13 protein-coding genes are annotated in these 25518 nt (G+C 64.7%); 3 read left to right on the top strand and 10 right to left on the bottom strand.

Annotated elements, in window-relative coordinates; genetic code table 11:
- The 5 genes from AC2CQI_RS12000 to AC2CQI_RS12020 form a co-directional block, all read right to left on the bottom strand.
- A complete protein-coding gene (locus AC2CQI_RS12000) occupies positions 1-10809 on the bottom strand; it encodes an amino acid adenylation domain-containing protein (RefSeq protein ID WP_484580284.1) in 10809 nt (3602 codons plus the stop codon).
- The gene (locus AC2CQI_RS12005; protein WP_484580285.1) at positions 10806-14177 is read right to left on the bottom strand and encodes an amino acid adenylation domain-containing protein; all 3372 of its coding nucleotides are present in this window, start codon (positions 14175-14177) and stop codon (positions 10806-10808) included. The genes AC2CQI_RS12000 and AC2CQI_RS12005 overlap by 4 nt, the downstream gene beginning before the upstream one ends.
- 374 nt (positions 14178-14551) lie before the next feature.
- A complete protein-coding gene (locus tag AC2CQI_RS12010) occupies positions 14552-15034 on the bottom strand; it encodes a DUF6392 family protein (RefSeq protein WP_484580286.1) in 483 nt (160 codons plus the stop codon).
- Positions 15035-15310 (bottom strand): hypothetical protein, encoded by a 276-nt coding sequence (locus tag AC2CQI_RS12015; protein ID WP_484580287.1) that lies wholly within the window; start codon positions 15308-15310, stop codon positions 15035-15037.
- 33 nt (positions 15311-15343) lie between these two features.
- Positions 15344-16516 (bottom strand): S-type pyocin domain-containing protein, encoded by a 1173-nt coding sequence (locus AC2CQI_RS12020; protein WP_484580288.1) that lies wholly within the window; start codon positions 16514-16516, stop codon positions 15344-15346.
- A gap of 489 nt (positions 16517-17005) precedes the next feature.
- On the opposite strand from AC2CQI_RS12020, the gene AC2CQI_RS12025 reads away from it, so the two are divergent.
- Positions 17006-17248 (top strand): hypothetical protein, encoded by a 243-nt coding sequence (locus tag AC2CQI_RS12025; RefSeq protein WP_075803936.1) that lies wholly within the window; start codon positions 17006-17008, stop codon positions 17246-17248.
- 100 nt (positions 17249-17348) lie between these two features.
- Here the strand turns inward: AC2CQI_RS12025 and AC2CQI_RS12030 are convergent, their stop codons facing one another.
- Positions 17349-18326 carry a TauD/TfdA family dioxygenase gene (locus tag AC2CQI_RS12030; RefSeq protein WP_484580289.1) on the bottom strand — a complete coding sequence of 326 codons (978 nt, stop codon included), beginning with the start codon at positions 18324-18326 and terminating at the stop codon, positions 17349-17351.
- 225 nt (positions 18327-18551) lie between these two features.
- Between AC2CQI_RS12030 and AC2CQI_RS12035 the strand changes: the two genes are divergently transcribed.
- Entirely contained in the window at positions 18552-19742 is a 1191-nt protein-coding gene (locus AC2CQI_RS12035) for a PepSY-associated TM helix domain-containing protein (protein ID WP_484580290.1), read from the top strand.
- Positions 19739-20278 carry a thiamine pyrophosphate-binding protein gene (locus AC2CQI_RS12040; protein WP_484580291.1) on the top strand — a complete coding sequence of 180 codons (540 nt, stop codon included), beginning with the start codon at positions 19739-19741 and terminating at the stop codon, positions 20276-20278. The genes AC2CQI_RS12035 and AC2CQI_RS12040 overlap by 4 nt, the downstream gene beginning before the upstream one ends.
- Positions 20279-20328: 50 nt before the next feature.
- Here AC2CQI_RS12040 and AC2CQI_RS12045 read toward each other — a convergent pair whose 3' ends face one another.
- The 4 genes from AC2CQI_RS12045 to AC2CQI_RS12060 all read right to left on the bottom strand — a co-directional run bounded on the left by AC2CQI_RS12045 (position 20329) and on the right by AC2CQI_RS12060 (position 25498).
- Positions 20329-21630, bottom strand: coding sequence for a transposase (locus AC2CQI_RS12045; protein ID WP_484578524.1), 1302 nt, complete (start codon positions 21628-21630; stop codon positions 20329-20331).
- Positions 21631-21770: 140 nt separating this feature from the next.
- A complete protein-coding gene (locus tag AC2CQI_RS12050) occupies positions 21771-21992 on the bottom strand; it encodes an MbtH family protein (protein WP_075803932.1) in 222 nt (73 codons plus the stop codon).
- Between the two features lie 52 nt (positions 21993-22044).
- Positions 22045-23439 carry a diaminobutyrate--2-oxoglutarate transaminase gene (locus AC2CQI_RS12055; protein WP_484580292.1) on the bottom strand — a complete coding sequence of 465 codons (1395 nt, stop codon included), beginning with the start codon at positions 23437-23439 and terminating at the stop codon, positions 22045-22047.
- Positions 23440-23659: 220 nt separating this feature from the next.
- Complete coding sequence (locus AC2CQI_RS12060) at positions 23660-25498, bottom strand: amino acid adenylation domain-containing protein (RefSeq protein WP_484580613.1); 1839 nt, start codon at positions 25496-25498, stop codon at positions 23660-23662.
- Positions 25499-25518 lie beyond the last annotated feature (20 nt).

The raw sequence follows: 25518 nt of genomic DNA on the forward strand, positions 1-25518 counted from the left end.
TCAGGCTCCTGCCATTTCATTCATCAGTTTTTCGATATCGGACAGGCCGTCCTCGGTCAGCGACAGGCCGCTGTCGGCAATTGCCTGGATAAAGTCGTTCAATTGCGGTTTCTCGAAGATAAGGCGCAGCGGTACGTCGATACCGAGGCCGGATTGAAGGCGGGAAACGAGCTGGGCGGCGAGCAGCGAATGCCCGCCCAGTTCGAAGAAGTCGTCGGCAAGGCCCACGCGGCCGACCTTGAGCACCTCGGCCCAGATCGCCGCGATCTGCTGTTCCTGCTCACTGACCGGGGCCACGTAGGCGCGTTGCGCCAGGCTGGCGTCCGGGGCTGGCAGGGCCTTGCGGTCGAGCTTGCCGTTGGGGGTCAAGGGCATCGTTTCCAGCCAGGTGAAATGGCTGGGGACCATGTAGTCCGGCAGGCCGGCTTTCAGGTGGGCCTTGAGGGCGCTGCGCAGTTCCGCGGTGTCCTGCTCCGCGATCAGGTAGGCCGCCAGCTGGTGATCGATATCGATGACCACGGCTTCGTGGACCGCCGGGTGCTCCAGCAGGCGCGCCTCGATCTCGCCCAGCTCGATACGGAAGCCGCGGATCTTCACCTGGTGGTCGAGGCGCCCGACGTACTCGATCAGCCCGTCGGCGTGGTAGCGGGCCACGTCGCCGGTGCGGTACAGGCGCCCGCCCGTGGTGGAGAACGGATCCGGCACGAAGCGCTCGGCGGTCAGCGCCGGACGCTGATGGTAACCACGGGCCAGGCCGTCGCCGCCGATCAGCAGTTCGCCCCGGGCGCCAACCGGCAGCACGTCGAGGTCGTCGCTGACGATGTGCAGGGTGGTGTTGGCCAGCGGCTTGCCCAGCCAGACATCGTCGGCACGGGTGAGGTAATGCCGGGCCGACCAGATGGTGGTTTCGGTCGGGCCGTAGACGTTCCACACATGGCCGGCCTGGTCGATCAGGCGCTGGGCCAGTTCGGCGCCCAGGGCTTCGCCACCGCAGAGAATGGTCTTGCCCTTCAGCGCGCCGACTGGCGCCGCATCGAGGATCATCCGCCAGCTCGACGGCGTGGCCTGGATCACGCTGGCCTGCTGTTCGGCGATTACCTGCAACAGGGCCTGCGGGTCCTTGTTCTGCTGCGGCGCAAGCAGCACCACCGACGCGCCGCGAATCAGCGGCAGGTACAGCTCCAGACCGGCGATATCGAAGGACAGCGAGGTCAGCGACAGCACCCGGTCTTGAGCCTTCAGCCCGGGCTGGTCGGCCATGCTGAAAAGGAAGTTGACCAGCGCCTGATGATGAATGGTCACGCCCTTGGGCAGGCCGGTGGAGCCGGAGGTGTAGATGGCATAGGCCAGGTTGCCCGGGCTGGCCGTGGCGGGCAGGTCGTCGCTGGCGTAACCCGCCAGCCAGTCGCCGCTCTGATCCACGCAGAGGGTCTGAACGCCCTGCGGGATGGTCAGTTGCTCCAGCTGCGAGGTCTGGCTCAGCAGCAGTTGCAGGCCGCTGTCCTCCATCATGTAGGCCAGGCGGTCGCGGGGGAAATCCGGGTCCAGCGGCACATAGGCGCCGCCGGCCTTGAGGATCGCCAACAGGCTGACGACCATCTCCGGCCCGCGCTCCAGGGCCACGCCCACCAGCACATCCGGGCCGACGCCCAGTTCACGCAGCTTGTGCGCCAACTGGTTGGCATAGGCGTTGAGTTGCGCGTAGCTCAGGGACGCTTCGCCACTGACCAGCGCCACGGCCTCCGGCGTCGCCCGCACCTGCGCTTCGAACAGCGTCGGCAGGGTGTGCTCGCGGGGATAGTCGAGCTGGCTCTGGTTCCAGTCCACGAGCATCTGCTGGCGCTCTTCGGCATCCAGTAATGGCAGCTCGGCGATGCGCTGGTTGGCGTCGGTACAGATGCCTTGCAGCAGGGTGCGCCAGTGCCGGGCCAGGCGCTCGATGGTGGCGACATCGAACAGCGCCGTGGCGTAGCTCAGTTCCGCCTCAAGGCCGGCGGCATGCTCGACGGTGTTCAGGGTCAGGTCGAACTGCGCCGACTGGCTGTCGGCGCCCAGCACCTCGACGCTCAGGTCCGGCAGTTGCCGCGCCACACCCCGGGCTTCGGCCTGGTGGTTGAACATCACCTGGAACAGCGGGCTGTGGCTCAGGCTGCGCTGCGGTTGCAAGGCTTCCACCAGTTGCTCGAACGGCAGTTCCTGATGGGCCTGGGCTTGCAGGGCAGTCTGTTTGACCTGCTGCAACAGCTGGCTGAAGGTGCCGTCGGCGCTGAACTCGGCCTTGAGCACCTGGGTGTTGACGAAGAAGCCGATCAGCTTCTCGGTCTCGGCCCGGGTGCGGTTGGCGATCGGCACGCCGACGCGGATATCCGTCTGCCCGCTATGGCGCTGCAGCAGGGTCTGGAACGAGGCCAGCAGGAGCATGAACAGGGTCACGCCCTGCTCCCGGGCCACGGACTTGAGGCGGTCCACCAGTTGCGTATCGAGGGCGATGGCCCGGCGGGCGCCGGCCAGTTGCTGGATCGCCGGGCGCGGACGGTCGGTGGGCAGTTCCAGGACCGGCTGTTCGCCGCCCAGTTGCGCGGTCCAGTAGGCGAGCTGGCGCGCCTGCTCGCCGGCTTCCATCCACTGGCGCTGCCACAGGGCGTAGTCGGCGTACTGGAATGGCAAGGCATCGAGGGCGATGTCCTGGCCCTGGCTGAAGCCTGCGTACAGGCGCACCAGCTCGTCGACCATGATCGGCATCGACCAGCCATCGGACACGGCGTGATGCAGGGTCAGCACCAGCACGTGCCGGTTTTCGGCGAGATGCAGCAGCTTGACCCGCAGCAACGGGCCCTGTTGCAGATCGAACGGCCGACGGACCTCGGCGGCGATGCAGGCTTCAAGGACTTCGCCGGCTGCCAGAGACTCCAGCGCCAGCACGAACGGCGTGGCCGGGTGGATCACCTGCACGCCGCGCTCGCCGTCCTGGCGGAACGTCGTGCGCAGGGTTTCATGGCGGGCGATCAGGGCGGCGAAGCTGGACTCCAGGGCTTCGATATCCAGCGCGCCGTCCAGGCGCAGGGCCACCGGGATGTTGTAGGCGGCGCTTTCAGGCTCGAGCTGCCAGAGGAACCACTGGCGCTGCTGGGCGTAGGACAGTTCCAGCGGCTGGCTGCGGTCGGCCCGCACGAAGGCCGGGGCACGGCTGCCCTCGCCCTGCCCGGCCAGCGCGGCGAAGGCGGCCAGGTCGGCGGCTTCGAAGAGGTTGCGCAGGGTCAGTTCCAGGTTCAGTTGCTGGCGGATGCGGGAAATGACCTGGGTCGCCAGCAGGGAGTGGCCGCCCAGCTCGAAGAAGTTGTCGCTCAGGCCGACCTTGTCTACCTGCAGGACGTCGGCCCAGATACTTGCAAGCTGGTGCTCACGTTCGCTGACCGGGGCGATATGGACGCCTTGCAGGTTGGCCGCGTCCGGCTTGGGCAGGGCCTTGCGGTCCAGCTTGCCGTTGGCGGTCAGCGGGAAGGCATCCAGCAGAATCAGGTGGGCCGGGACCATGTAGTCCGGCAGGTTGGCTTTCAGATGGGTTTTCAGGGCCTCGCGCAGATCGGCCTGGTCCGGGTTGGCCGGGATCAGGTAAGCCGCCAGTTGCTGACCCGCCGGGCCATCGACTGCCAGCACGACCACTTCACGAACACCTTCGTGCTCTTGCAGGCGCGCCTCGATCTCGCCCAGTTCGATACGGAAGCCACGGATCTTCACCTGATGGTCGATACGGCCGGCGTATTCGATCACGCCCTCTTCGCGGAAACGGGCAAGGTCGCCGGTGCGGTACAGGCGGCTGCCATCGGTGGCGAACGGGTTCGGCACGAAGCGTTCGGCGGTCAGGGCGGCGCGGTTGTGGTAGCCGCGAGCCAGGCCGGCGTGGCCGACATGCAGCTCGCCGCAGACGCCAGTCGCGACCGGGTTGAAATCGGTATCCAGCACGACCATCGACAGGTCCGGGATCGCTGCACCGATCGGGCTGACCTCGGCCTGTACCAGGTCAGCCTTGGTGATCGGGCGATAGGTCACGTGCACCGTGGTTTCGGTGATGCCGTACATGTTGATCAAGCGCGGTTTCTCGTCGCCGAAGCGCTCGAACCACGGTTGCAGGCTGCCGACGTCCAGGGCTTCACCGCCGAACACCACATAGCGCAGGCTGAGTGCTTCACTGGCAACCCGGGACAGTTGCTTGAATGCCGATGGCGTCTGGTTCAGTACGGTGACCTTTTCATCCACCAGCAACTGGTTGAAGTCTTCCGGCGAGCGCGTCACTTCACGCGGCACTACGACCAGGCGGCCGCCGTACATCAGCGCGCCGAAGATCTCCCAGACAGAGAAGTCGAAGGCATAGGAGTGGAACAGGGTCCAGACGTCCTGGTCGTCGAAGCCGAACCACGCGTCCGTGGCCTTGAACAGGCGCAGCACGTTGTGGTGCGGCAGCAGCGCGCCCTTCGGCTTGCCGGTGGAACCCGAGGTGTAGATCACATAGGCCAGGTTGTCCGGCGAGGTCAGGTTGACCGGGTTCTCGTCGCTATAACCCTCGAACGAGCCCAGCAGATCCGCCTTGGTCAGCAGCAGCTTGATGCCGCTGTCTTGCTGCAGGTAGTCGAGACGGTCCTGTGGATAATCCGGGTCCAGCGGCACGTAGGCACCACCGGCCTTGAGAATGCCGAGGATGCCCACCAGCATTTCCAGGCTGCGCTCGACGGACAGCCCCACCAGCACATCCGACCCCACGCCCTGCTCGCGCAGCTTGTGCGCCAGCTGGTTAGCCCGGCGGTTGAGCTGTGCATAAGTCAGCTGTTCACGGCCGAAGCTCACGGCGACCGCTTCCGGCACCCGCGCCGCCTGGGCTTCGATGCGCTGGTGGATGCAGTGCTCGCTCGGATACACCGCCACGTCCTGGCTGGTGGCCGCTGGCAACACCAGCTCACCCAGCGCCCGCGCGGGATCGACGATCAGTTCCGCCAGCAGATGATTGAAATGCGCCGCCAGTTGCTCGACCGCCTGCCCGCCGAACGCACGGCGGTCATGGCTGATGCGCAGCGACAGGCGCTCGCCGGTATTGACCACCAGGGTCAGCGGATAGTGGGTCTGCTCCTGGGTACGTACATCCCCGAAGCGCAACCCCTCCGGCGCCGCCTGTTGCAGCGCCTCGGACACCGGATAGTTCTCGAACACCAGAATCGAATCGAACAGCGCCTCGCCGCTCCAGCCGGCCCAGCGCTGCACTTCGTACAGCGGCGTGTGCTCGAACTCGCGCAGGGCGATGTTCTGTACTTGCACTTGCTGCACGAACCCGGCCACGGACTGTTCGGAGCGCGGGCTCGCGACAACCGGCAAGGTGTTGATGAACAGGCCAAGCTGTTCCTCGATACCCGCCAGCTCGGTCGGGCGCCCGGCCACGGTGGCGCCGAAGGTCACGCTGGACTGCCCGGTATAGCGTTGCAGCAGCAATAGCCAGGCAGACTGCACCAGGGTGTTGAGGGTAACCCGTTGCTCCCGGGCGAATTCCGCCAGGCGACGGGTCAGCTCCGCGTCCAGGTCCTGCAGGTATTCGCCATAACCTTGGCCGTGCGCTGCGCCTTTGAGGGCCTGGGCCAGCCGGGTCGGCTCGTCGAATGCGGCCAACTGCTCCAGCCAGAAGCGCTGGCCAGCGGCTGCGTCCTGGCCTTGCAGCCAGTGGATATAGTCGCGGTACTGGCTGCCCTGGCGTGCCGGCACCTGCCCGGCATAGCGCTGCAGGACTTCGCCGAGCATGCGCGAACTGCTCCAGCCGTCCATGAGGATGTGGTGGCTGGTGTAGATCAGCTCATGCCGGTCGTCAGCGGTACGGATCAGCGCCACCCGCAGCAGCGGGCCCTGGCTCAGCTCGAAGCCCTTGTCGCGCTCGATCCGCGCCCAGTCGTCGAGCCAGGCGTCGAGGTCGGCGCGTTCGCGGGCATCGATCTCCACGAACGGCAGTCCGACCCGGCGCTGCACCACCTGCACGGGCTGGGTCGCATCGCTGACGAAGCCACTGCGCAAGACCGGATGGTTATCCAGCAGTGCCTGCCAGGCCTGGTGCAGGCGGGCCGCTTCCAGCCCGCTGACGCTGACCCGCAGCTGGTTGATGTAGTTGCCGGCCTCTTTCGCGAACAGGCTGTGGAACAGCATGCCCTGCTGCATCGGTGCCAGCGGGTAGATGTCCTCAATGGTGGCGACGGCCTGCGGCAGGCGATCCAGTTGTTCCTGGCTCAGGCCAGACAGCGGGAAGTCCGATGGCGTCACGCCCTGGTCTGCGCCCTGGCAATGGCGGATCAGCCCGACCAGCGCCTGTTCATAGGCACGGGCCAGTGCCTCGATGGTTTCCGCGCGGAACATCTCGCGGCTGTAGGCCCATTCCAGACGCAACTGGCCCTCGAAGACCTGGCCATTGATGCTCAGCCAGTTGCCCAGCGGACCTTGCGGGCACAGCGGCTGGCCACTGCCCTCGGCGGCCAGGGCGAAAGCGCCCTGCTCCTGGTCGAAGCTGCCGTCGAACTGGCCCAGGTAGTTGAAGGTCACCCGTGGCTGCGGCAAGGCCGCCAGCTGGTGGGCGAAATCGCCGTCACCGAGATAGCGCAGCACACCGAAGCCGATGCCCTTGGCCGGCACGCCGCGCAGTTGTTCCTTGATCGCACAGATCGAAGCACCCGCCTCGGCGGCCGGGGTCAGGCGCACCGGGAACAGGCTGCTGAACCAGCCGACGGTGCGGCTCAGGTCGATGTCGTCGAACAGGTCCTCGCGGCCATGGCCTTCCAGTTGCACCAGTGCCGACGGCTGCCCGCTCCACTGGCACAGCACCTGGGCCAGGGCGGTCAGCAGCAGGTCGTTGACCTGGGTGCGGTAGGCCGCCGGGGCGACCTTGAGCAGTTGCGTGGTCAGCTCGGCGTCGAGGCTCGAGGTGGCATGGGCGGCGCTGTCGATGCGCAGGCTGCCTTGTGGGTTGTCCTGCGGCAGCGTGTCGGCTGCGCCGTCGAGCACGCCGTGCCAGTAGTCACGCTCGGCTTCCAGCGCCGGGCTGTTGGCCCAGGCATGCAGCTTCTCCGCCCAGGCCTTGTACGAAGTGGTCTTGGCCAGCAGGGCCGCGCCGGCCAGGGCCTGTTGCAGGTCCTCCAGCAGCACGCGCCAGGACACGCCATCCACCACCAGGTGGTGGATCACCAGCAGCAAGCGCTGCTCGCCCCCGGGCAGGTCCGCCAGCACGGCGCGCAGCAGCGGGCCGTTCTTCAGGTCGAGGCTGCGCTGGGCTTCGTCGGCCAGATCTTGCAATGCTTCCAGGTTCGCCAGTTCGCGGGTCCACAGCACCTCGGCACTGTTCAGCGGCGCGAACACCGCCTGCCAGCCCGCGTACTGCCGGGCGAAGTTCAGGCGCAGGGCATCGTGCTGTTCCAGCAGGGCGTGAAGAGCCTTCTGCAGATCGGCGCTGTCCAGCTTGCGGATCGGTTTGAGCAGCACCGACTGGTTCCAGTGCTGGCGCTGCGGGATATCGGTTTCGAAGAAGCGCGCCTGGATCGGCAGCAGCGGCAGGTTGCCACTGACCTGCTCGACCAGCGGCGCGGCGGCCTTCTTCTCGATCAGCTTGGCGACCGTAGCCAGTTGGCCGATGGTCTGCTTTTCGAACAGCTGCTTGGGATTGAGCTTGATCCCCTGGCGCTTGGCCCGGGCGATGATCTGCAGGCTGAGGATCGAGTCGCCGCCCAGCTCGAAGAAGTTGTCGGTGGTCCCGACCTGCTCCAGCTTGAGCACTTCGCGCCAGATCGCCGCGAGTTTTTCCTCGATCTCGCCCTGCGGGGCGACATAACGCTGCTGCACCGCGCCCGGTTTGGGCAGGGCGCGCTTGTCCAGCTTGCCGTTGGCGGTCAGCGGCAGTTGCTCCAGCAGGACGATCTGCGCCGGCACCATGTACTCAGGCAGCACCTGCGCCAGTTGCTGGCGCAGGGCTTCGCCGGTCACGCCCTCGGCCACGACCCAGGCCAGCAGTTGCAGGCGGCTGGCATCGTCGTCCTGCGCCACGGCGAGGACCACGGCATGGTGCACCAGGCCCTGCAGGACGCGGGCAACTTCCGCCGGCTCGACGCGGTAGCCGCGGATCTTCACCTGGTCGTCGGCGCGGCCGATGAATTCCAGTTGGCCTGCGCGGTTGCGGCGCACGCGGTCGCCGCTGCGGTACAGGCGGGCGCCTGCGGGGCCATGCGGGTCCGGGACGAAGCGCTCGGCGGTCAGTGCCGGCTGGCCGAGATACCCATCGGCCAGGCTGTCGCCACCGATATACAGCTCGCCCGGCACGCGCTCGGCCACCGCATTGAAGACATCGTCCAGCACCCGCACTACGGCGCCGGGCAGCGCTACACCCACCGGCACCACCTGCGGCACGTCGCCAGTGACTTCATGGGTCAGCACGCCGACCGTGGTTTCGCTCGGGCCATAGTGGTTGACGACGCGGCACTGCGGCCGCAGCTCGCGCACCCGCTGCACCAGGCCGGCCGGGCAGGCTTCGCCGCCGACGATCAGCAAATGCCGGGGCAGCACGTCCGCCGGCCGCGCGGCCTGGAGCAGTGCGGCAAGATGGCCGGGAACGATCTTCAGCACGCCCACCTGGTGGGTGGCCATGTAGTCGGCGAAGGCATCCGGGTCGAAGCCCAGGGCCTCGGGCAGCACATGCAGGGTGCGACCGGCACACAGCGCGCCGAACAGCACGGTATGGCCGAGGTCGGCGGCGATGGTCGAAGCCAGGGCCATGCTCGCCCCCGGCGCCGGTTGCAGGCGTTCCAGCAGGCCACGCACATAGCTGGCCAGGGCGCCGTGGCTGACCAGTACACCCTTGGGCTGGCCGGTGGAGCCGGAGGTGTGGATCACGTAGGCCGGGGATTGCTCGTGCAGCGCGATGGCGGGCGCAGTGGCCGGTTGTTGCTGCCAGAGCGCGGGCTGCCAGGCGATATCGACGGGCACATCAAGGCGCTTGTCGCCTTCAGCCCGGAGTACGGCGGTGACGCCCGCCCGTTCCAGCATCTGTTGCAAGCGTTCATCCGGGGCTTTCACATCGAGCGGCATATACACCGCGCCGGCCTTGAAGATCGCCAGCAAGGCGGTCAGCCACGGTAGCGAGCGCTCCATCAGCACCGCCACCGGCTGGCCCTGGATGACACCCTGTTGCAACAGGTGGTGGGCCAGGCGATTGGCCGCTTCGTCCAGTTCGCGGAAGGTCAGGCTGTCGTTCAGGCAGCGGGCGGCGATGGCTTCAGGCTGCAGGGCGACATTGGCTTGCCACTGGCTCAGGACCGACGGCGCAGTACTCGGTGCCGGGGCCGGTTCGGCCTGCGGCAGGGCTGCCAGATGGAAAAGTGGCGCCTGTGGTTCGGCCAGCAGGGCTTCGAACAGACCCAGCAGTTGCGGGATAAAGGCCTCGACGGTGGCGCGCTGGTAGAGGTCGCTGGCATAGGCGAGATCGCCATGGATCAGTTGGCCGTCGTCGGTGATATCCAGGGCCAGGTCGAAGTGCGCGCCTTCGCGGTGCATCGGGTACTCGCTGACTTCCAGCCCCGGCAGCTTCAGCGACAGTTCCTGCTTGAGCACCACGTTCTGGTTGAATTTGGCCTGGAACAGCGGGTTATGCCCGAGGCTGCGCTCCGGCGCCAACTGGTCCACCAGTTGCTCGAAAGGCACGTCCTGATGGGCCTGGGCCTCGAACGAGGTCTCGCGGATCTGCGCCAGCAGGTCGAGGTAGCTGAGGCGCTCGTCCAATTGGCAGCGCAGCACCTGGGTATTGATGAAGAAGCCGATCAGCCCCTCGGTCTCGCTGCGGCCGCGGTTGGCGTTGGGCACGCCGATGCGGATATCGCGCTGCCCGGACTGGCGCGAGAGGAACAGCGAGAAACCGGCCAGCACCAGCATGAACAGGCTCATGCCCTGGCTGCGGGCGAAGGCGTTCAGGCGTTGCGACAGCTCGCCGCCGAAATCGAATTTCAGGTGCTCGCCCCGGAAACTCTGGGCCGGCGGGCGCGGGAAGTCCTGGGCCGCTTCCAGCAGCGGTTGCTCGTCGCCCAACTGGCGGCGCCAGTAGTCAAGCTGACGCTCGCCCTCCCCGGCTTCCAGCCACTGGCGCTGCCAGATGGCGTAGTCGGCGTATTGCAGGGCCAGCGCTGGCAGCTCCGGCTCACGGCCTTGAACACAGGCCTGATAGCTCTGGGCAAACTCCTTGACCATCACTTCCATGGACCAGCCATCGGAGACGATATGGTGCATGCACACCACCAGCACATGCTCCTCGTCGCCGAGGCGGTAGAGGCTGGCGCGCAGCAGCGGGCCCTTGAGCAGGTCGAACGGCCGGGCGATGAACTCGCCAGCCAGGCGCGCCAGTTCGGCGTCGTCCTTGACTTCGACGCGTTGCAGGTCGAGCGCCAGCGCCGGCAGGATCACCTGGCGCGGCTGCTCGCCATCGGTGCTGAACACCGTGCGCAGCACTTCATGGCGTTGCAGCAGATGGTCGAAGGCGCGTTGCAGGGCCTGCTCGTCCAGTTGCCCGCGCAAGCGCAGGGCGGTGCTCATCTTGTAGGCATCGCTGGTCGGGTCGAGCTGCCAGAGGAACAGCAGGCGCTGCTGGGCGTAGGACAGCGGGATCGCCGCGAAGTCGTGGCGGCTTTCGACAATGGGCAGCAGGCTGAAATCCTTGCCGTCCGCGCGCAATTTGGCGAGGAACTGACGGCGCTGATCGAGCGACAGACCGACAAAGCGTTTGGCAATACGTGCAGTGGTGGTCCCGCTCATGCTTCGGTTTCCTCCAGTGAATCCATGAACTGGTCCATCTCGTCCCAGTCGTCTTCGGTCGTCGTGGTGTTCAGGGCGGCAACGGCGGCGGCCAGCTCGCTCAGCAGCGGCTTCTCGAACAGGGTGCGCAGCGGCAGGCTGACGCCGAGGTGTTTCTTGATCCGCGCGACCATCTGCGCGGCCAGCAGGGAATGCCCGCCGAGCTCGAAGAAGCTGTCGTTGAGACCGACGCGCTCGACCTTCAGGACTTCGCTCCAGATCGCCGCGAGCTGCTGCTCCACCTCGCTGACCGGCGCCACGTAGCGCGCCAAGGCCTGGCTGGCATCCGGCTGCGGCAGGGCCTTGCGGTCGAGCTTGCCGTTGGGGGTCAGGGGCATGGCGTCGAGCGGGATGAAGAAGGTCGGGACCATGTAGTCCGGCAACCGGGCCTTGAGCGCAGCCTTGAGCTGGTCGGCATCGACGGCTTCGCGGCTGACCAGGTAGGCGGCCAGTTGCTTGCCCTGTGGGCCGTCGATATCGAGGACCACGGTTTCGCGGATCCCCGGGTGCTCCAGCAGGCGGGTTTCGATTTCGCCCAGCTCGATGCGGTAGCCGCGGATCTTGACCTGGTGGTCGGCGCGGCCGACGTATTCCAGTACGCCATCGGCGCGGCGGCGGGCCAGGTCGCCGGTGCGGTACAGGCGTTCGCCCGGGGCACCGAAGGGGTTCGGGACGAACACCGGAACGGTGCGGCGGGTGTCGCCGACATAGCCGCGACCGACGCCGGTACCGGCGACGCACAGCTCGCCCACTGCGCCGATAGGGACCAGTTCCAGGGCATCGTCCAGCAGGTAGATCAGGTTGTTGTCGGTCGGGGTGCCGATGGGCAGGTAGGTGCTTTCGGTGGAGTTCAGATCGACGCGGAAGAAGGCTACGTCGTCCGAGCATTCGGCCGGACCGTAGGCATTCACAAGCCCGATCTGTGGATAACGCAACAGCCACTGGCGGGCCAGTTCGGGTGGCATGGCTTCGCCGGTCGGCAGCATCCAGCGCAGGCCGTCGAGGCTCACGCGCTCTTCGGCGAGCAGGCCCTGGATCAGCGACGGCACGCTTTCCAGCACGCTGATGCCCTGAGCTTGTACATGCGCCAGCAACGCTTGCGGATCACGGGCGATATCGTTCGGCACGATATCCACACGGGCGCCGAACAGCGGGGCGGCGAGGAACTGCCAGACGGAAATGTCGAAGCTCTGCGAGGCGGTCTGGGCGATCACGTCCTTTTCGCTCAGGTTCAGGTACGGGACCTTGCTCAACTGGTTGTTGAGCATGCCGCGCTGTTCGACCATCACGCCTTTCGGCTGGCCGGTGGAGCCCGAGGTGAAGATCACGTAGGCCAGGTTGTCCGGGCCGCTGTAGCGACCGGGATTGGTGATATCAGCACTCTGCTGGACCTGCTCCCAGACCAGCAGTTGCACCGATTCATTGTCGGCCAGCAGCTCGCGAGCCTGGGCTTCGCAGGCGGCGCTGCACACCAGCACCGGCGCCCCGCTCTGCCCGATCACGCCACTCAGGCGCTGGTTCGGCAATGCCGGGTCCAGCGGCAGGTAACCCGCGCCGGCCTTGAAGCTGCCGACGATCATGCCCAGCAGATCCGGGCCGCGCTCGGCCAGCAGTGCGATCGGCTGGTCGAAGCCGACACCGGCCGCGATCAGGGCATGGCCCAGGCGGTTTGCAGCTTCGTTGAGCTGCTTGTAGCTGCGTTGCTCTTGGAGATAGCTGACCGCAATCCGCTCAGGATGCGCCGCCACCTGCTCCTCGAACTGCGCCACATAGCTGCGCTCCAGCGGATACTCGCGGGCGCTCTGGTTGCAGCCTTGGGTCAGGAATTCACGCTCCTGCTGTGCCAGCAACGGCAAGGCCTCGATCCGCGCCTGCGGCCTGGCGCAGATCCCGCCCAGCAAGGTGCGCCAATGCCCGGCCATGCGCTGCACGGTGGCTTCGTCGAACAGATCGGTGGCGTAGGTGAAGTGCGCCTTCAGGTGTTCGCCTTCGCCGCTGGTTTCCAGCATCAAATCGCTGCCGGCCGCCTGCGGGCGCTGGTCTTCGCCCAGTTGCTCGGCGGTCAGGCCGGCGACATTCAGGCCGCAGGCGAGCTCGCGGCTCTCGATGGCATTGACCAGCGGACGGTGGTTGAACATCACCTGGAACAGCGGGTTGCGGTTCTGGCTGCGGGGGATGTCCAGGCCGTCGACGATGGCATCGAAGGACAGCTCCTGATGGGCCTGGGCGCCGATGGCGGTCTGGCGCACGGCCTGCAGCAACTGGTCGAAGCGGGTGTCGCCGGTCACTTCGGTACGCAGCACCTGGGTATTGACGAAGAAGCCGATCAAGCCTTCGGTCTCGCTGCGGGTGCGGTTGGCGATCAGCCCGCCGACGCGGATATCGCGCTGGCCGCTGTAGCGGTGCAGCAGGGCCTTGAACGACGCCAGCAGGACCACGAACAGGGTCACGCCCTGCTGCTGGGCCAGGCTTTGCAGGTTCTTCAGCAGACCGCTATCGAGATTGATCTCCAGGCACTTGCCCTGCTGGCTCGGCAGCACGGGATGGGGACGGTCGGTGGGCAGCTCCAGCAAGGGATGCTCATCGCCCAGGTGCGCGCGCCAATATTCCAGTTGCCGCGCCTGCTCGCCGGCGTCCAGCCAGGCGCGCTGCCACAGGGCGTAGTCGCGGTACTGGACCGGGAGCGGCGCCAGTGCCAGCGGCTGGCCGGTGACCAGCGCGTCATAGCAGGCCAGGCACTCGTCGATCAGCACGCCCATGGACCAGCCGTCGGTGATGATGTGGTGCAGGGTCAGCAGCAGGACGTGTTGCTCTTCGGCCAGACGCAGCACGCGGACGCGAAACAGCGGGCCCTGTTGCAGATCGAAGGGGGTCAGGGCCTGGGTCGCCATCTCTTCGCGGGCGGCGGTCCACTGCTGTGCCTCGGGCAGCGCGCTCAGGTCGCGCAGGCCGATATCCACCTGGCCGGTTTCGGCGACCCGTTGCAGGGCGTCTTCGCCCTCCTGGAAGAAGGTGGTGCGCAGGCTTTCATGGCGCTCGATCAAACGGTTGAACGCGCGCTCCAGGGCGCTCAGGTCAAAGGGACCGTTCAGGCACACCGAGACCGGCAGGTTGTAGGCCGCGCTCTGCGGATCGAACTGCCAGAGGAACCACATGCGTTGCTGGGCATGGGACAGGCCATCGCGCTCGGCGAGCCCTGCGCAGGACGGGATCGGAAACTGGGCGAAGTCCACCTCTTCCCGACGCAGCGCGTCAAGGAACAGGCTGCGCTTGGCGGCAGGCAACTCGACGAAACGGCGGGCGAGTGTCCGGGCTTGTTCGGCATTCATGCAGTGGGTCCTTGCTGATCGGCGTGACCGTGGTTTGGTCGTATCAACAAGAACGAACTGGGAGGGAAATATTTAGCAAGGATTGGCGTTCGCCGACGACGCGATCAAGGTAGGCGCTTGGCTTGCCCGCGAAGGGCCACGCAACGCTCACACGACGGTGTGAACAGTAAGAGTTTTGGATCGCTGACGCGGTCCTTCGCGGCATGGGGATCTACACATCTCGCGCCGATGCGCAGATGTTGGTTCCACACAGGGCTGGAGCGTGGTTCGGCGGCCCGACAAGCCACGCTCCAGACAGCGCAAGTCAGTAAGTCACAGGTGGGTCTATGGGTGAGCGGATTTATTCGCGATTGTTCACGAAGCAGGCCAGCCTTTCAGTCGTGACCGGTATTGATCAAGCGGAAAGCCAAGCCAACAGCAACCTTATCTGCCCCGAACTGAATTGCGACCTCGGCATTCTGGTGTAGAGATCCATCAAGCCGGTAGGCATCCCAGCCTCCAGTCATTCCAATCGGCAGTGGGAGTTTTGTTGGCCCCAGTGAGCGATCAGGTACTCCTAGCCTCGCATGCACACTGGGTTGATCCATCTTGTGGGTAAAAGGCAGGGGCAACTCACCGACATACACAGTCTCTCCCTCGAAATACGAGGCCAAAGTTACAGTGATTCGCTCTAATCTTTCAGTTTTCTCCCAGAACCATAACTCCATGCCAGGCTCGACTTTTTGAATCAAGTCTTCATTCTCGCCTTCCTTGAAAAGAGGGCGTAGTGGCTCGTTGCGGATTAGATTTTCTGCTATGAGTTCTTTGTAGGTGCGGCCCAACCCCTTAACCAAGCTAATCAGTTTCTCGGCGTTCATTTAGTACCACCCTTGTTTTTCATTGATTTTATGCATCGTAGACAGCTTTTCTTCGAGCGTTTCTTCCGAAAAACCGCTTTCTAAAAGGTTAGGCTTGATTGCATTGAAGTTGCTATCCACTGCAGCGCGCAGATCTCCGGCATCTAAAAATTGTTTGTCATGGGTGTTTCGTCCGCCGTAAGTTTCGCTGTACTTCTGATGCGTTGTTGCGGGTATCGCAATGCTAGCGACGCCCCCCATCAGTCGATCGACTTGTTCAGTTGTAAGGTTCGCCATGTGGTATCTCAGATAACGACGCACCGCTGCTTGTTAGGGCATGTGATCCACATGTAGCCCATTACGAGGACGTCCACTGAATGCACCATAGATATCAACCTCCAGCACCTCCACCGCCGGCTTGGCAAATACCAGATAAAGCGGCGGCACCCCTGAGTCCGCCGGGAACGTCAGGATCACGTCTTGCCAGGTAATGTCCTCGGCATCCTGCCCCGGATAGGTCGTGATCTGACTGTCCCGCCCGTTGGGGATGGGATGGACGAGAATGTTGTCCAGTACGTCCGGGCGGGCGCCGGGGTAGGTCGTAGGCGCGGTGACCAGCGGGCCGTTGTTGGGCGTCCAGGTGATCGTCAGGCCATCGAGGTGAGCCACCATCGCGCTCTTGTCGGCATTCCAGTGCGCTCGCTGGACCTGGACGCGATCTTCGCCACCGTAGTGGCTGAACGTGTGGAAGCCGTAGATCTGCACGACGCCCTGCACATCCCGGCGGAACTGGAAACGCACTCGGGTCAGGGCCTGGCTCATTTCCCGGAGCTGTTCTTCGGTGTAGAGCGTTCCGTCGGCCAGGTCGGATGGCCATAGCGCCAGCAGCAAGGGGTTGGCGGCACTGGAGAGTGACGAGGCGGCCGCGCCAAGCCCACGGACCGCCCAGGTTCCAAGACCTTCCAGCAGACCGCTGCCAGCGACCCGACCAATCGACACGCCCGCCAGCGCTGTTCCCGCTGCTGTTTCTCGAGCGGTTGGCCCGATGACCGCGACCCTGCCGAAGTTGGAGATGGGCTCCGGAGAGCAGGTGTCTTTGGTGGTGCCAAGGCAGGACCGGGCGAATACCCGGGCAGGCATCGTCGTTGCAGCGCCGGGCGTAGTGCTGGTTGTCGTATTGGCGGCCGGTGTTTCAGCCAGGGTCGCTGCCTGTGCCGCCGTGGTTCGGGCTGATGCCGGGCTGCTGGTGATCTGGGTGGTGGAGCCATAGACCACATGGTCCGGGCAGCGACAGGCCACGCGGTCGCCAGTGGCCACATAAGGTTGGTCTTCGCACCAGTCGATGGCCGTGCCAACGATCGGGAAGCTTCCGTCGCACTTGTCGCATCGGGCCAGATCGCCAGTCTGGACGATGGGTTTGTCCCCTTCGTACCAGGTGGCGGTAGCCGATAGGACCTGGCCGTAGGTCGTTTTGTCGCCAAGGCATGCCAATGGTCTCGCCATAAACCCTCCGTAGTTGTTGAGGGGGCGGATCATTGATGTGAGAAGGGGGCGGGGTCAGCAGGGCGATTCCCAGTGTTATGTGGGAAATTTCGGCAATCTGTCCGAGCGACGTTAGGAAGAGGAAGCGCCTCACGTAGGAATGAATCTGTGCTCTACAAGATGTTGCATATCAGCTGCGAACTTCACCAATTTCCGACTTTCTTGTAGGCAATTTCCCAAGCATACTCGCCGGCCTGTTTTTTGGTTGCGTAGGGTGGAAAGGGTGCCTAGTCTGCGTCGGTCGTTGCTAATGCAGTGACCGGATTAGCAGTCCGAAGCCCTAGTAAAAACCACCAGCCAACCTTTTTATGGCGGCTGTACGTGTGGGCACCTTCGGGTGCGCCGGGTATTTGGTTCCTAGGGCTCGGTCTGCTAACCCGCGTACAGTCGCCACCCTTCGTTTAGCAGCGAATTGTGGTTTTTCATCCTTGAAACCTAGGAACAGAAACCATGAAAAAGCTCGTCCCTGATCCACCTTATGTACTCTGCACCACACCCGGCCTCACCCGCGAGGAAGCCATGCAGCATGCGCTGGACCACCTCGGCAAGGCCCTCACCAATGTGTCCCTCCTGCCGGCTCCACCCATGGAGCACCACCTGGAAATGCTCAACAATGCGCTGCTCGATCTGCAGATCAGCAAGGCGTTGATGACGGTGGCGGTGGCGGCTTCGACCTTGAGTGTTCAGGTCTGACAGATCGCCGCATACCTCGGACGCGTGGCTTGTCGGACCTTCGCGGCGGTTCGGCGGCCCGACAAGCCACGCTCAAGAGCAGTCCGTGCTCGCTTCTTGCTCAGCGCTCCGAATACCCCTGCGCCATCGCCACCACCACCTTCCGCTTCCCGGTAAACGGCGACCGCGCATGCGCCGCGAGCATGTTGTCGAGCATCATCACGTCGTTCTCCAGCCACGGGAACTTGATGGTGCATTCATCCAGCACACCCCGCACCTCATCGAGCAAGTCCACCTCGATCGGCGAACCATCGCCGTAATAGACGTTGCGCGGCAGATCCTCCTCGTCCACCACATCCAGCAAACTCTCACGCACTTCCGGCGGCAGGTTGGAGACGTGGAACAGGTGTGCCTGGTTGAACCAGACCATATCCTGCGTCACCGGGTGCCGGGCCACCGACTGGCAGATCTGCCGGGTGCGCAGTTCGCCGTCATCCTTCCATTCACACTGGATCGCGTGCGCCCGGCAGTACGCCTCGACCACGCTTTCGTCCTCGGTGTTGAACACCTGACTCCATTCCACATCCAGGCCGTTGCCGTAGTTGCGTACGTACATCAGCTTCTTCTCGACGAAGCGCTCGCGGATCCGCGCCGGGATGCGTCGGTAGATTTCGCGGCTGTCGGCAATCGGCGTTTCACCACCGGTCTCGGCAGCGATCATGCTGTAGAACCAGATGCGCATCGGCCAGTCCAGGGTGTAGGCCTGTTCGTTGTGCAGCGGGATGCTCTGGTGGGCCGGGTATTCGGTGGAGGTGTAGACGCCCTTGGTCACGTTGCTGCGCGGGGTCGAGCCGAATTCGTAGCTGAGCAGCGGGTCGCCGAAGCCGGCGGCGAATTCACGGAAGCGCTCGGCGCCACCCACCTCGAAACCGCGGAAGAGAATTCCGCCGGCGCTGTACAGGTGCTGCGCCACCAGCGGCTTGAATTCGCCAAGTGCTTCCATCAGGTCCAGCCCCGGCTCCGGCGCCTCGATCAACATGGGCAGGGTGCCCGCCCCGGCGAGCAAGGGGCGGATGTCCAAACTCAACGCATGACTCATGAAAGTTCTCCCTGAAGGGTACGGCCGCCCGGTCCACAACGGTCGGGCACGCCTGGTCTGCTGATGGAACGTTTGGCCTGTGCGGAAAATTAACCCCGCCGGGCAGTGCAATGGCGGGCAGAAACATTTGCTTGCATCTACAGAGGCGGTTTGGCTTAAAGCCGCCCTGCCCTTGTTCGTAAAGAAATGGATGTCTTTCACGGATTTGCAGCGAGAGCGTTACCCATGTCGAAGAAGTCCCGCTCGAAACTCTGGTTTCTGGTGCACAGCTGGCTGGCCCTGCCGATCTGGTTCTTCGTCCTGATCGTTTGCGTCACCGGGACCCTGGCGGTGGTGAGCAAGGAGATCATGTGGCTGGCCTACCCGGAAATGCGCGCGACCGCGCCGTCCGACGATGCCCGGCGCCTGAGCTTCGAGGCGATCAAGGACCATCTGGCGCAGAAGCACCCGGAGGCGATCATCGCCGCGCTGTACCAGCCGGACGGCGATTATTTCGCCCTCAACGCCACCATCAACCTGCCCGGCGGGCGCACCAGCATGGCCTACGTCAACCCGTACAGCGGCGAGATCCAGGGCTTCGCCCCACAGTTCGACTTCCGCCGCTTTACCCGCGCCCTGCATGGCTGGTGGCTGATCCCGGCGACCAACGGTCATTCCTGGGGCTGGTACCTGGTGTCCTTCCTCGGCCTGCCGCTGCTAGCGTCGCTGATCACCGGGCTGGTGGTGTACAAGCGCTTCTGGAAAGGCTTCTTCAACCCGGTGCTGCGCCTGCGCCACGGCGCGCGGATCTTCTGGGGCGACCTGCACCGGTTGAGCGGCATCTGGTCGATCTGGTTTATCGCGACCATCTCCATCACCGGTACCTGGTTCCTGGTCCAGGCGCTGCTGGAGGACAACCAGGTGAGCATTTCCAGCTATTCCCCGGCGACCCTGGTGATGGCCCACAACAGCGTACCCCTCACCGCCGACGGCGAACCGCCGCCGATGATCAGCCTGGACCGCGCCGTGGCCATCGCCCGGGAGAAGATCCCCAGCCTGGACACCAGCAACATCATCATGCCGAGCAACACCTACGGCACCCTGCAGGTCGGTGGACGCAGTTGGTATCCGCTGATTCCGCAACTGGTGGATATCCATCCCTATACCGGCGAGATCGCGGCGTCCCATCTGCTCTCGGACCGTACCGGGGTGGAGCTGCTTACCGAATCCATGCGCCCGCTGCATACCGGGGATTTCGGCGGGTTCTGGATCAAGGCGATCTGGGCCTTCTTCGGCCTGGTGCTGAGCCTGATGGTGCTCAGCGGGTTGCTGATCTGGACCAAGCGCACCGCCCTCGCCACCGCCGCCGCCCTCAAGCGTGAAGCCCGGGAAGAGCGCAAGCCGCGTCCCGGCAAGACCGTGGAGAACACCCTGTGAGCAAGGACCTCGCTGCCCGGCCCGAATCGGCCCTGGGGCGTTTCTGGCGCAAGTGGCGCTTTCATCTGAATATCCTGCTGATCCTGATTCCGCTGGGCTTCATGCCGCGGTATTTCGCCGAGACGGCGTTGTTTCGTGGGGACCGGGGGCTGGGGCAGCGGGTGGTCGGTGATATCCAGGTCGGGCCGTGGAGCCTGAGGCTGGCCGAGCTGAAGGAGCGCGGGCCGGAGCTGGATGGTGCGTCCGGGTATATGAAGAGCTTCAATGCCGAGCTGTGCGAGGCCTGCGCCAGGCGGGTCAAGGCGACCTATCTGCGGATCGGCAAGCCACGCAGCCTGCGGGCGGCGGGGGTGATTTTCTTCGGTTCGGCGCATCGGCTGGGGGCGGGGTTGCCGGTGCCCAGGAATACGCCGGTGGATGCGCAGTTGTGGATCACCATGGAGGGCTGGGACGGGGCGGTGCACCAGGCGGCGATTCCGTTGGCGCAGGCTTCGCCGCGGACGGTGGAGTGGTTGGAATCGCAGGCGGGCAGATGAGGATGCGGTGACCTTCGGGGCCCTATCGCTGCATGGGTATCTACACATCTCTAACGCCTTTGCCTCGGTAGCCAGCCAACAGCTTCATTTGCAAACGCGGCAAGCTCCTGAGGACTGTACTGCTCCAGCGTTTCTGTCATGGCTAACAGCATGTACAGCCCTGCCAATAACGCTGAAGCAGTCACAGGCTGGGATCGTTTCATCTGGCGGCCAGATAATCGCACCAGGAATGTTCGGGTTTGCTCGGCAAACTGACCCTCGGCACGCATCAATCGCCAAGCCACTGCACAGGCCTGACTTGCGATAAGCAGTCGTTTGAACACAGCCTCACCACTTTCCTGCTGCCAGCTTTCCAGCTGTTGCCCACCTTCCTTGAGCAGTTTGAAGTAGGACTCGATTCGCCACCGCCAGTAGTACCAAAGCGCAATCTGCTCAGCACTGGCTTTCCCGCCCACATTGCTCAGCAGATACCAAGTGGCTAAGAGTTCTCCCGATTCGCTCATGACCCGGCTGACAACCAGGCGCGCAGGAAGAGGATCTCCTGGCTGGCGGAGCTTGAATCGTTCTGCCCTGCTTTTGGCAGTTGGTTGGGCTTTTCGGGTCAGCACTACGTCTGTTTCTGCGACCCACTGTATCGCCGGCTTTCCCTTGAAAACGACGTCCCGAGCGGCTCTAAAGGACAGGTCTTCAGCGATGAGCTTCACTGAGCGCGATCGATCCTGGTACTTAGCCGTGGAGTTCATCCTGGCTCGCACCAGCCAAAGATGGTTGCCAGCTTGCAGTTGCCTCAGATGCCCCACCGAGTCTGCTTCTCGATCGACGATATGCACCAAAGGTTTGGCAAAGCCTTGCTGTTCAAGCCATGCAGCACGGTCCACCAACTCGTCCATGTGCTTGCCATGAGCAATGAGTTCATCAGTCCGGGTGCTGAGTATTCCATCCTTGAACGACAGGTTTTGAGCGGGTGTGCAGATGGGTGATCCATCACGATCACTCACCAGCAGGCTGCTTTGCAGTTCGTAACCGACATCGCCCTTATGGGTCATCTGCAGGCGATCAGTCTTGCTGTGGTGGTGCATGAAATTGATACGCGACCAGTCATGCATGACCAGTGCGTACTCATCGCAATCCTCGCTGCATCCCTCATGAGCCAATGCCAGCAAGGGTTTCACCAGATCACTGGGTTTAACCCGGTCGTTTCCCAGAAACCGCCACATGGCCTGTGTTTGCGAAAAGGCCCTGTCGCTACGCGGCAGGGCCTTCATTCCGGCGGCCAAGCCCGCCAGTGCGTTGGTATGTCCCATCACTAACTCGTCGTACCGCTTGATCAGTCGGGCATCGAGCCCGGTCATTTCGAATCCATGCGGTTCTTTTATAGACCATGATGGGAGTTGTGTAGATACCTATGCCTATCGCTGGCAAGCCAGCTCCCACAGGGTCTGCGGCGCGACACAAACACAAAAAAGCCCCGGTCTTCACCGGGGCTTTTGCTTTACTGCGCGGCCTGCGCTTCCATCTTCTGCCGCAGGCTCAGCGGACGCATGTCGGTCCAGACCTCTTCGATGTAGGCCAGGCAGTCCTTCTTCAGGCCGCTCTTGCCCACGGTGCGCCAGCCCGCCGGGACTTCCTTGTAGTCCGGCCAGATGGAGTACTGCTCTTCGTGGTTGACCACTACCTGGAACTGGATGTCGTCACGGTCGAAAACTGAAGTCATTGCTGCTCTCCGAAAATAGATATGCAAATAGACGTGCGGGGACGCCAGAAAATTAGAGGCTGGCGACCGCCGCCGCCAAGGCCCGGCCGAAGATCGCCGAGACATCGTCGACCTGCTCGGCAGTAATCACCAACGGCGGCAGGAAGCGCACCACGCTGCCATGCCGGCCACCCAGCTCGAGGATCAGCCCGCGCTTGAGGCATTCACGCTGCACCAGCGGCGCCAGGCGCGGGAAGTACGGGGCGTGGCCGAGGGCATCGCGCTCGCCTTCCGGGTCCACCAGCTCGATCCCGAGCATCAACCCGCGGCCGCGGATATCACCCAGTTGCGGGTAGTCCTTCTGCAGGTCGCGCAGGTGCCCGCCCAGGCGCTCGCCCATGGCCGCGGCGTGGCTGCAGATGTCGTGTTCCTTGAGGTAGCGAATCACCGCCGAGCCCGCCGCCATGGCCATCTGGTTGCCGCGGAAGGTCCCGGCGTGGGCACCCGGCGCCCAGCTGTCCAGCCACTGCCGGTAGACCACCACCGCCAGCGGCAGGCTGCCGCCGATGGCCTTGGACATGACCACCACATCGGGGATGATCCCGGCGTGCTCGAAGGCGAACATCTTGCCGGTGCGGGCAAAGCCGCTCTGGATCTCGTCGACGATCAGCGCCACCCCGGCCTTTTCGGTGATGGCACGCACGCCGCGCAGCCAGTCCAGGTCCGCCGGGATCACCCCGCCCTCGCCCTGCACCACCTCGACGATCACCGCCGCCGGCAGTTGCACACCGGCTTCGGGATCGTTCAGCAGGTTTTGCAGATAGGCCAGGTTGGCCTTGACCCCGGCTTCGCCGCCGAGGCCGAACGGGCAGCGGTAGTCGTAGGGATAGGGCATGAACTGCACGCCGCTGCTGAGCAGCGCACCCAGCGGACGCTTCGGCCCGAGACTGCCCATCAGGCTCAGGGCGCCCTGGCTCATGCCGTGGTAGCCGCCCTGGAACGACAGCACGGTGCTGCGCCCGGTGGCGGTACGCACCAGTTTCAGTGCGGCTTCAACGGCGTCGGTGCCGGTCGGGCCGCAGAACTGGATCTTCGCGTCCGCCGCCAGTGCCGGTGGCAGGATGCTGAACAGGTCCTGGACGAACTGGTCCTTGACCGGGGTGGTCAGGTCCAGGGTGTGCAGCGGCAGTTCGTCCGCCAGCACTTGCTGGATGGCCTCGATCACCACCGGGTGGTTATGGCCCAGGGCGAGGGTTCCGGCGCCGGCCAGGCAATCGATGAAGCGCCGGCCTTCGACGTCCTCGACATGGATGCCTTTGGCCCGTTTCAGCGCCAGCGGAATCCGCCGCGGGTAGCTGCGCGCGTTGGATTCCTGGCGGCTTTGCCGGGCCAGCAGGGGCGACTCGTCGAACTGATAGAGCGTTTCGCCGGCGTCCTGGTCTTCGGCAAACCTGATAGCGACTGACATCTGTGCAACCCTCAAGAAAGTTGGATGAGGTGAGTTTCCTTCCTGGAGAAACGCTCCAGCGCGGTGCGGATTTACAGGGTGAAACAGATTTTTCCTGTTTTGCGTGGACCTTGTGGGAGCTGGCTTGTCGGACCGCCGAACCGCAGCGATTACTGTAGTGAATTCACCATCGCAATCGCTGGCAAGCCAGCTCCCACAGGGATGGGTGGCGTGCTCTCGGTTAGAGCGCCTCCAGCTCGGCCATCAGGTCCGACAGGCGATCGACCTTGGCTTCGTCGATGCGCTTGTCCTGCTGCCCCTCGATGTACGCCGCCAGCGCCTGCAAGGTGTTCAGCTCGAACATGGCGCGCAGCGGCACGTGGTGCCCCAGTTCCTTCTGCATCCGACTGACGATCTGCGTGGCCAGCAACGAGTGCCCGCCCAGCTCGAAGAAGTCGTCGCTCATGCCGACCTTGTCCACCTTGAGCACCTCGGCCCAGATCGCCGCCAGCTGTTGTTCCAGCTCACCCTGCGGCGCCACATAGGCCGCATGGGCATGGCCGATATCCGGCTGCGGCAGGGCCTTGCGGTCCAGCTTGCCGTTCGGCGTCAGCGGCAACTGCTCGAGGAACAGCCACTGCGTCGGCACCATGAAGCCCGGCAGGTCCTGAGCGAGCTGGGCCTTGAGTTCATGGACCAGGTCGTCGCCCGCGACCACGCCCTGCCCCACCACCACCCAGGCCACCAGCTGCGTGCCGTTGGCGCTGTCCCGCGGCAGCACCACCGCCTCGCGCACCGCCGGCTGACGCAGCAGCAGCGCTTCGATCTCGCCCAGCTCGATGCGCAGGCCGCGGATTTTCACCTGGTGGTCGATCCGCCCCAGGTAGTCGATCACCCCATCGGCGCGGTAGCGCACCAGGTCACCGGTGCGATACAGGCGCGCGCCCGGGGTGAACGGATCGGGCACGAAGCGCTCGGCACTCAGGTCCGGACGCTTGTGGTAACCCCGCGCCAGCGAGTCGCCGCCGACATACAGCTCGCCGGCACTGCCCACCGGGCAGACCTGCAGGTTGGTGTCGAGGACATAGGTGCGCACGTTGCTGATCGGCCGGCCGATCGCCGCGATCGCCGTATCCACCGGGCCGTCGATCAGCAGGCTGCTGGTATCGATGGTCGCCTCGGTCGGGCCGTACAGGTTGTAGACCCGCCCGCCCCACTGCTCGCGCAACTGCTCCACCAGCGCGGCACTCAGGGCCTCGCCACCGAAGGCCAGGGTGCGCAGCGAATCCAGCTGGCCTTCGCGCACGTCCGGGAGCAGCGCCTGCAGCACCGATGGCGCCAGTTGCAGGATGCTGATGTCCTGCACCGCCACTTCGCGCCACAGCAGGGTCAGGTCGTCGCTCAGCGCCGGGCTGGCGAGGACCAGTTGCGCGCCGTTGAGCAGCGGCAGCCAGAACTCCCAGACCGAGGCGTCGAAGCTGAACGCGGTCTTCTGCAAGACGCGGTCGGCCGGCGCCAACTGCAGTTCGTCCTGCATCCACAGCATATGGTTGGCCAGGGCGCCATGACGGATCTCCACGCCTTTCGGGCGGCCGGTGGAGCCGGAGGTGTAGATCACGTAGGCGAGGTTGTCGGCATTCACCCGGACCTGCGGCGGCGTGGCCTCGGCGAGGTCCTGCCAGTCGATCAGTTCGTCGAGGCTCAGGCTGGTCACGGCGTCGTTCAGCGGCAGGTCGGCGAGCAGCGACGACTGGGTCAGCAGCAGGCCGATACCGCTGTCGCGGACCATGTAGTCCAGGCGCTCGCGCGGGTACGCCGGGTCCAGCGGCACATAGGCACCGCCGGCCTTGAGGATCGCCAGCAGGCCGACGACCATTTCCAGGCTGCGCTCCAGGGAAATCCCCACCAACACATCCGGGCCGACACCCAGGTCACGCAGACGGTGAGCCAGGCGGTTGGCCTGGCGATCCAGCTCGGCATAGCTCAATTGCAGCTCGCCGAGGACCAGCGCCACCGCCTCCGGCGTGGCCTGGACCTGCTGCTCGATCAGGTCGTGGATGCAGGCTTCGGGGACGTCCACGGCCGTGGCGTTCCAGTCAT

The sequence above is a fragment of the Pseudomonas sp. P2S-1 genome (assembly GCF_057197725.1).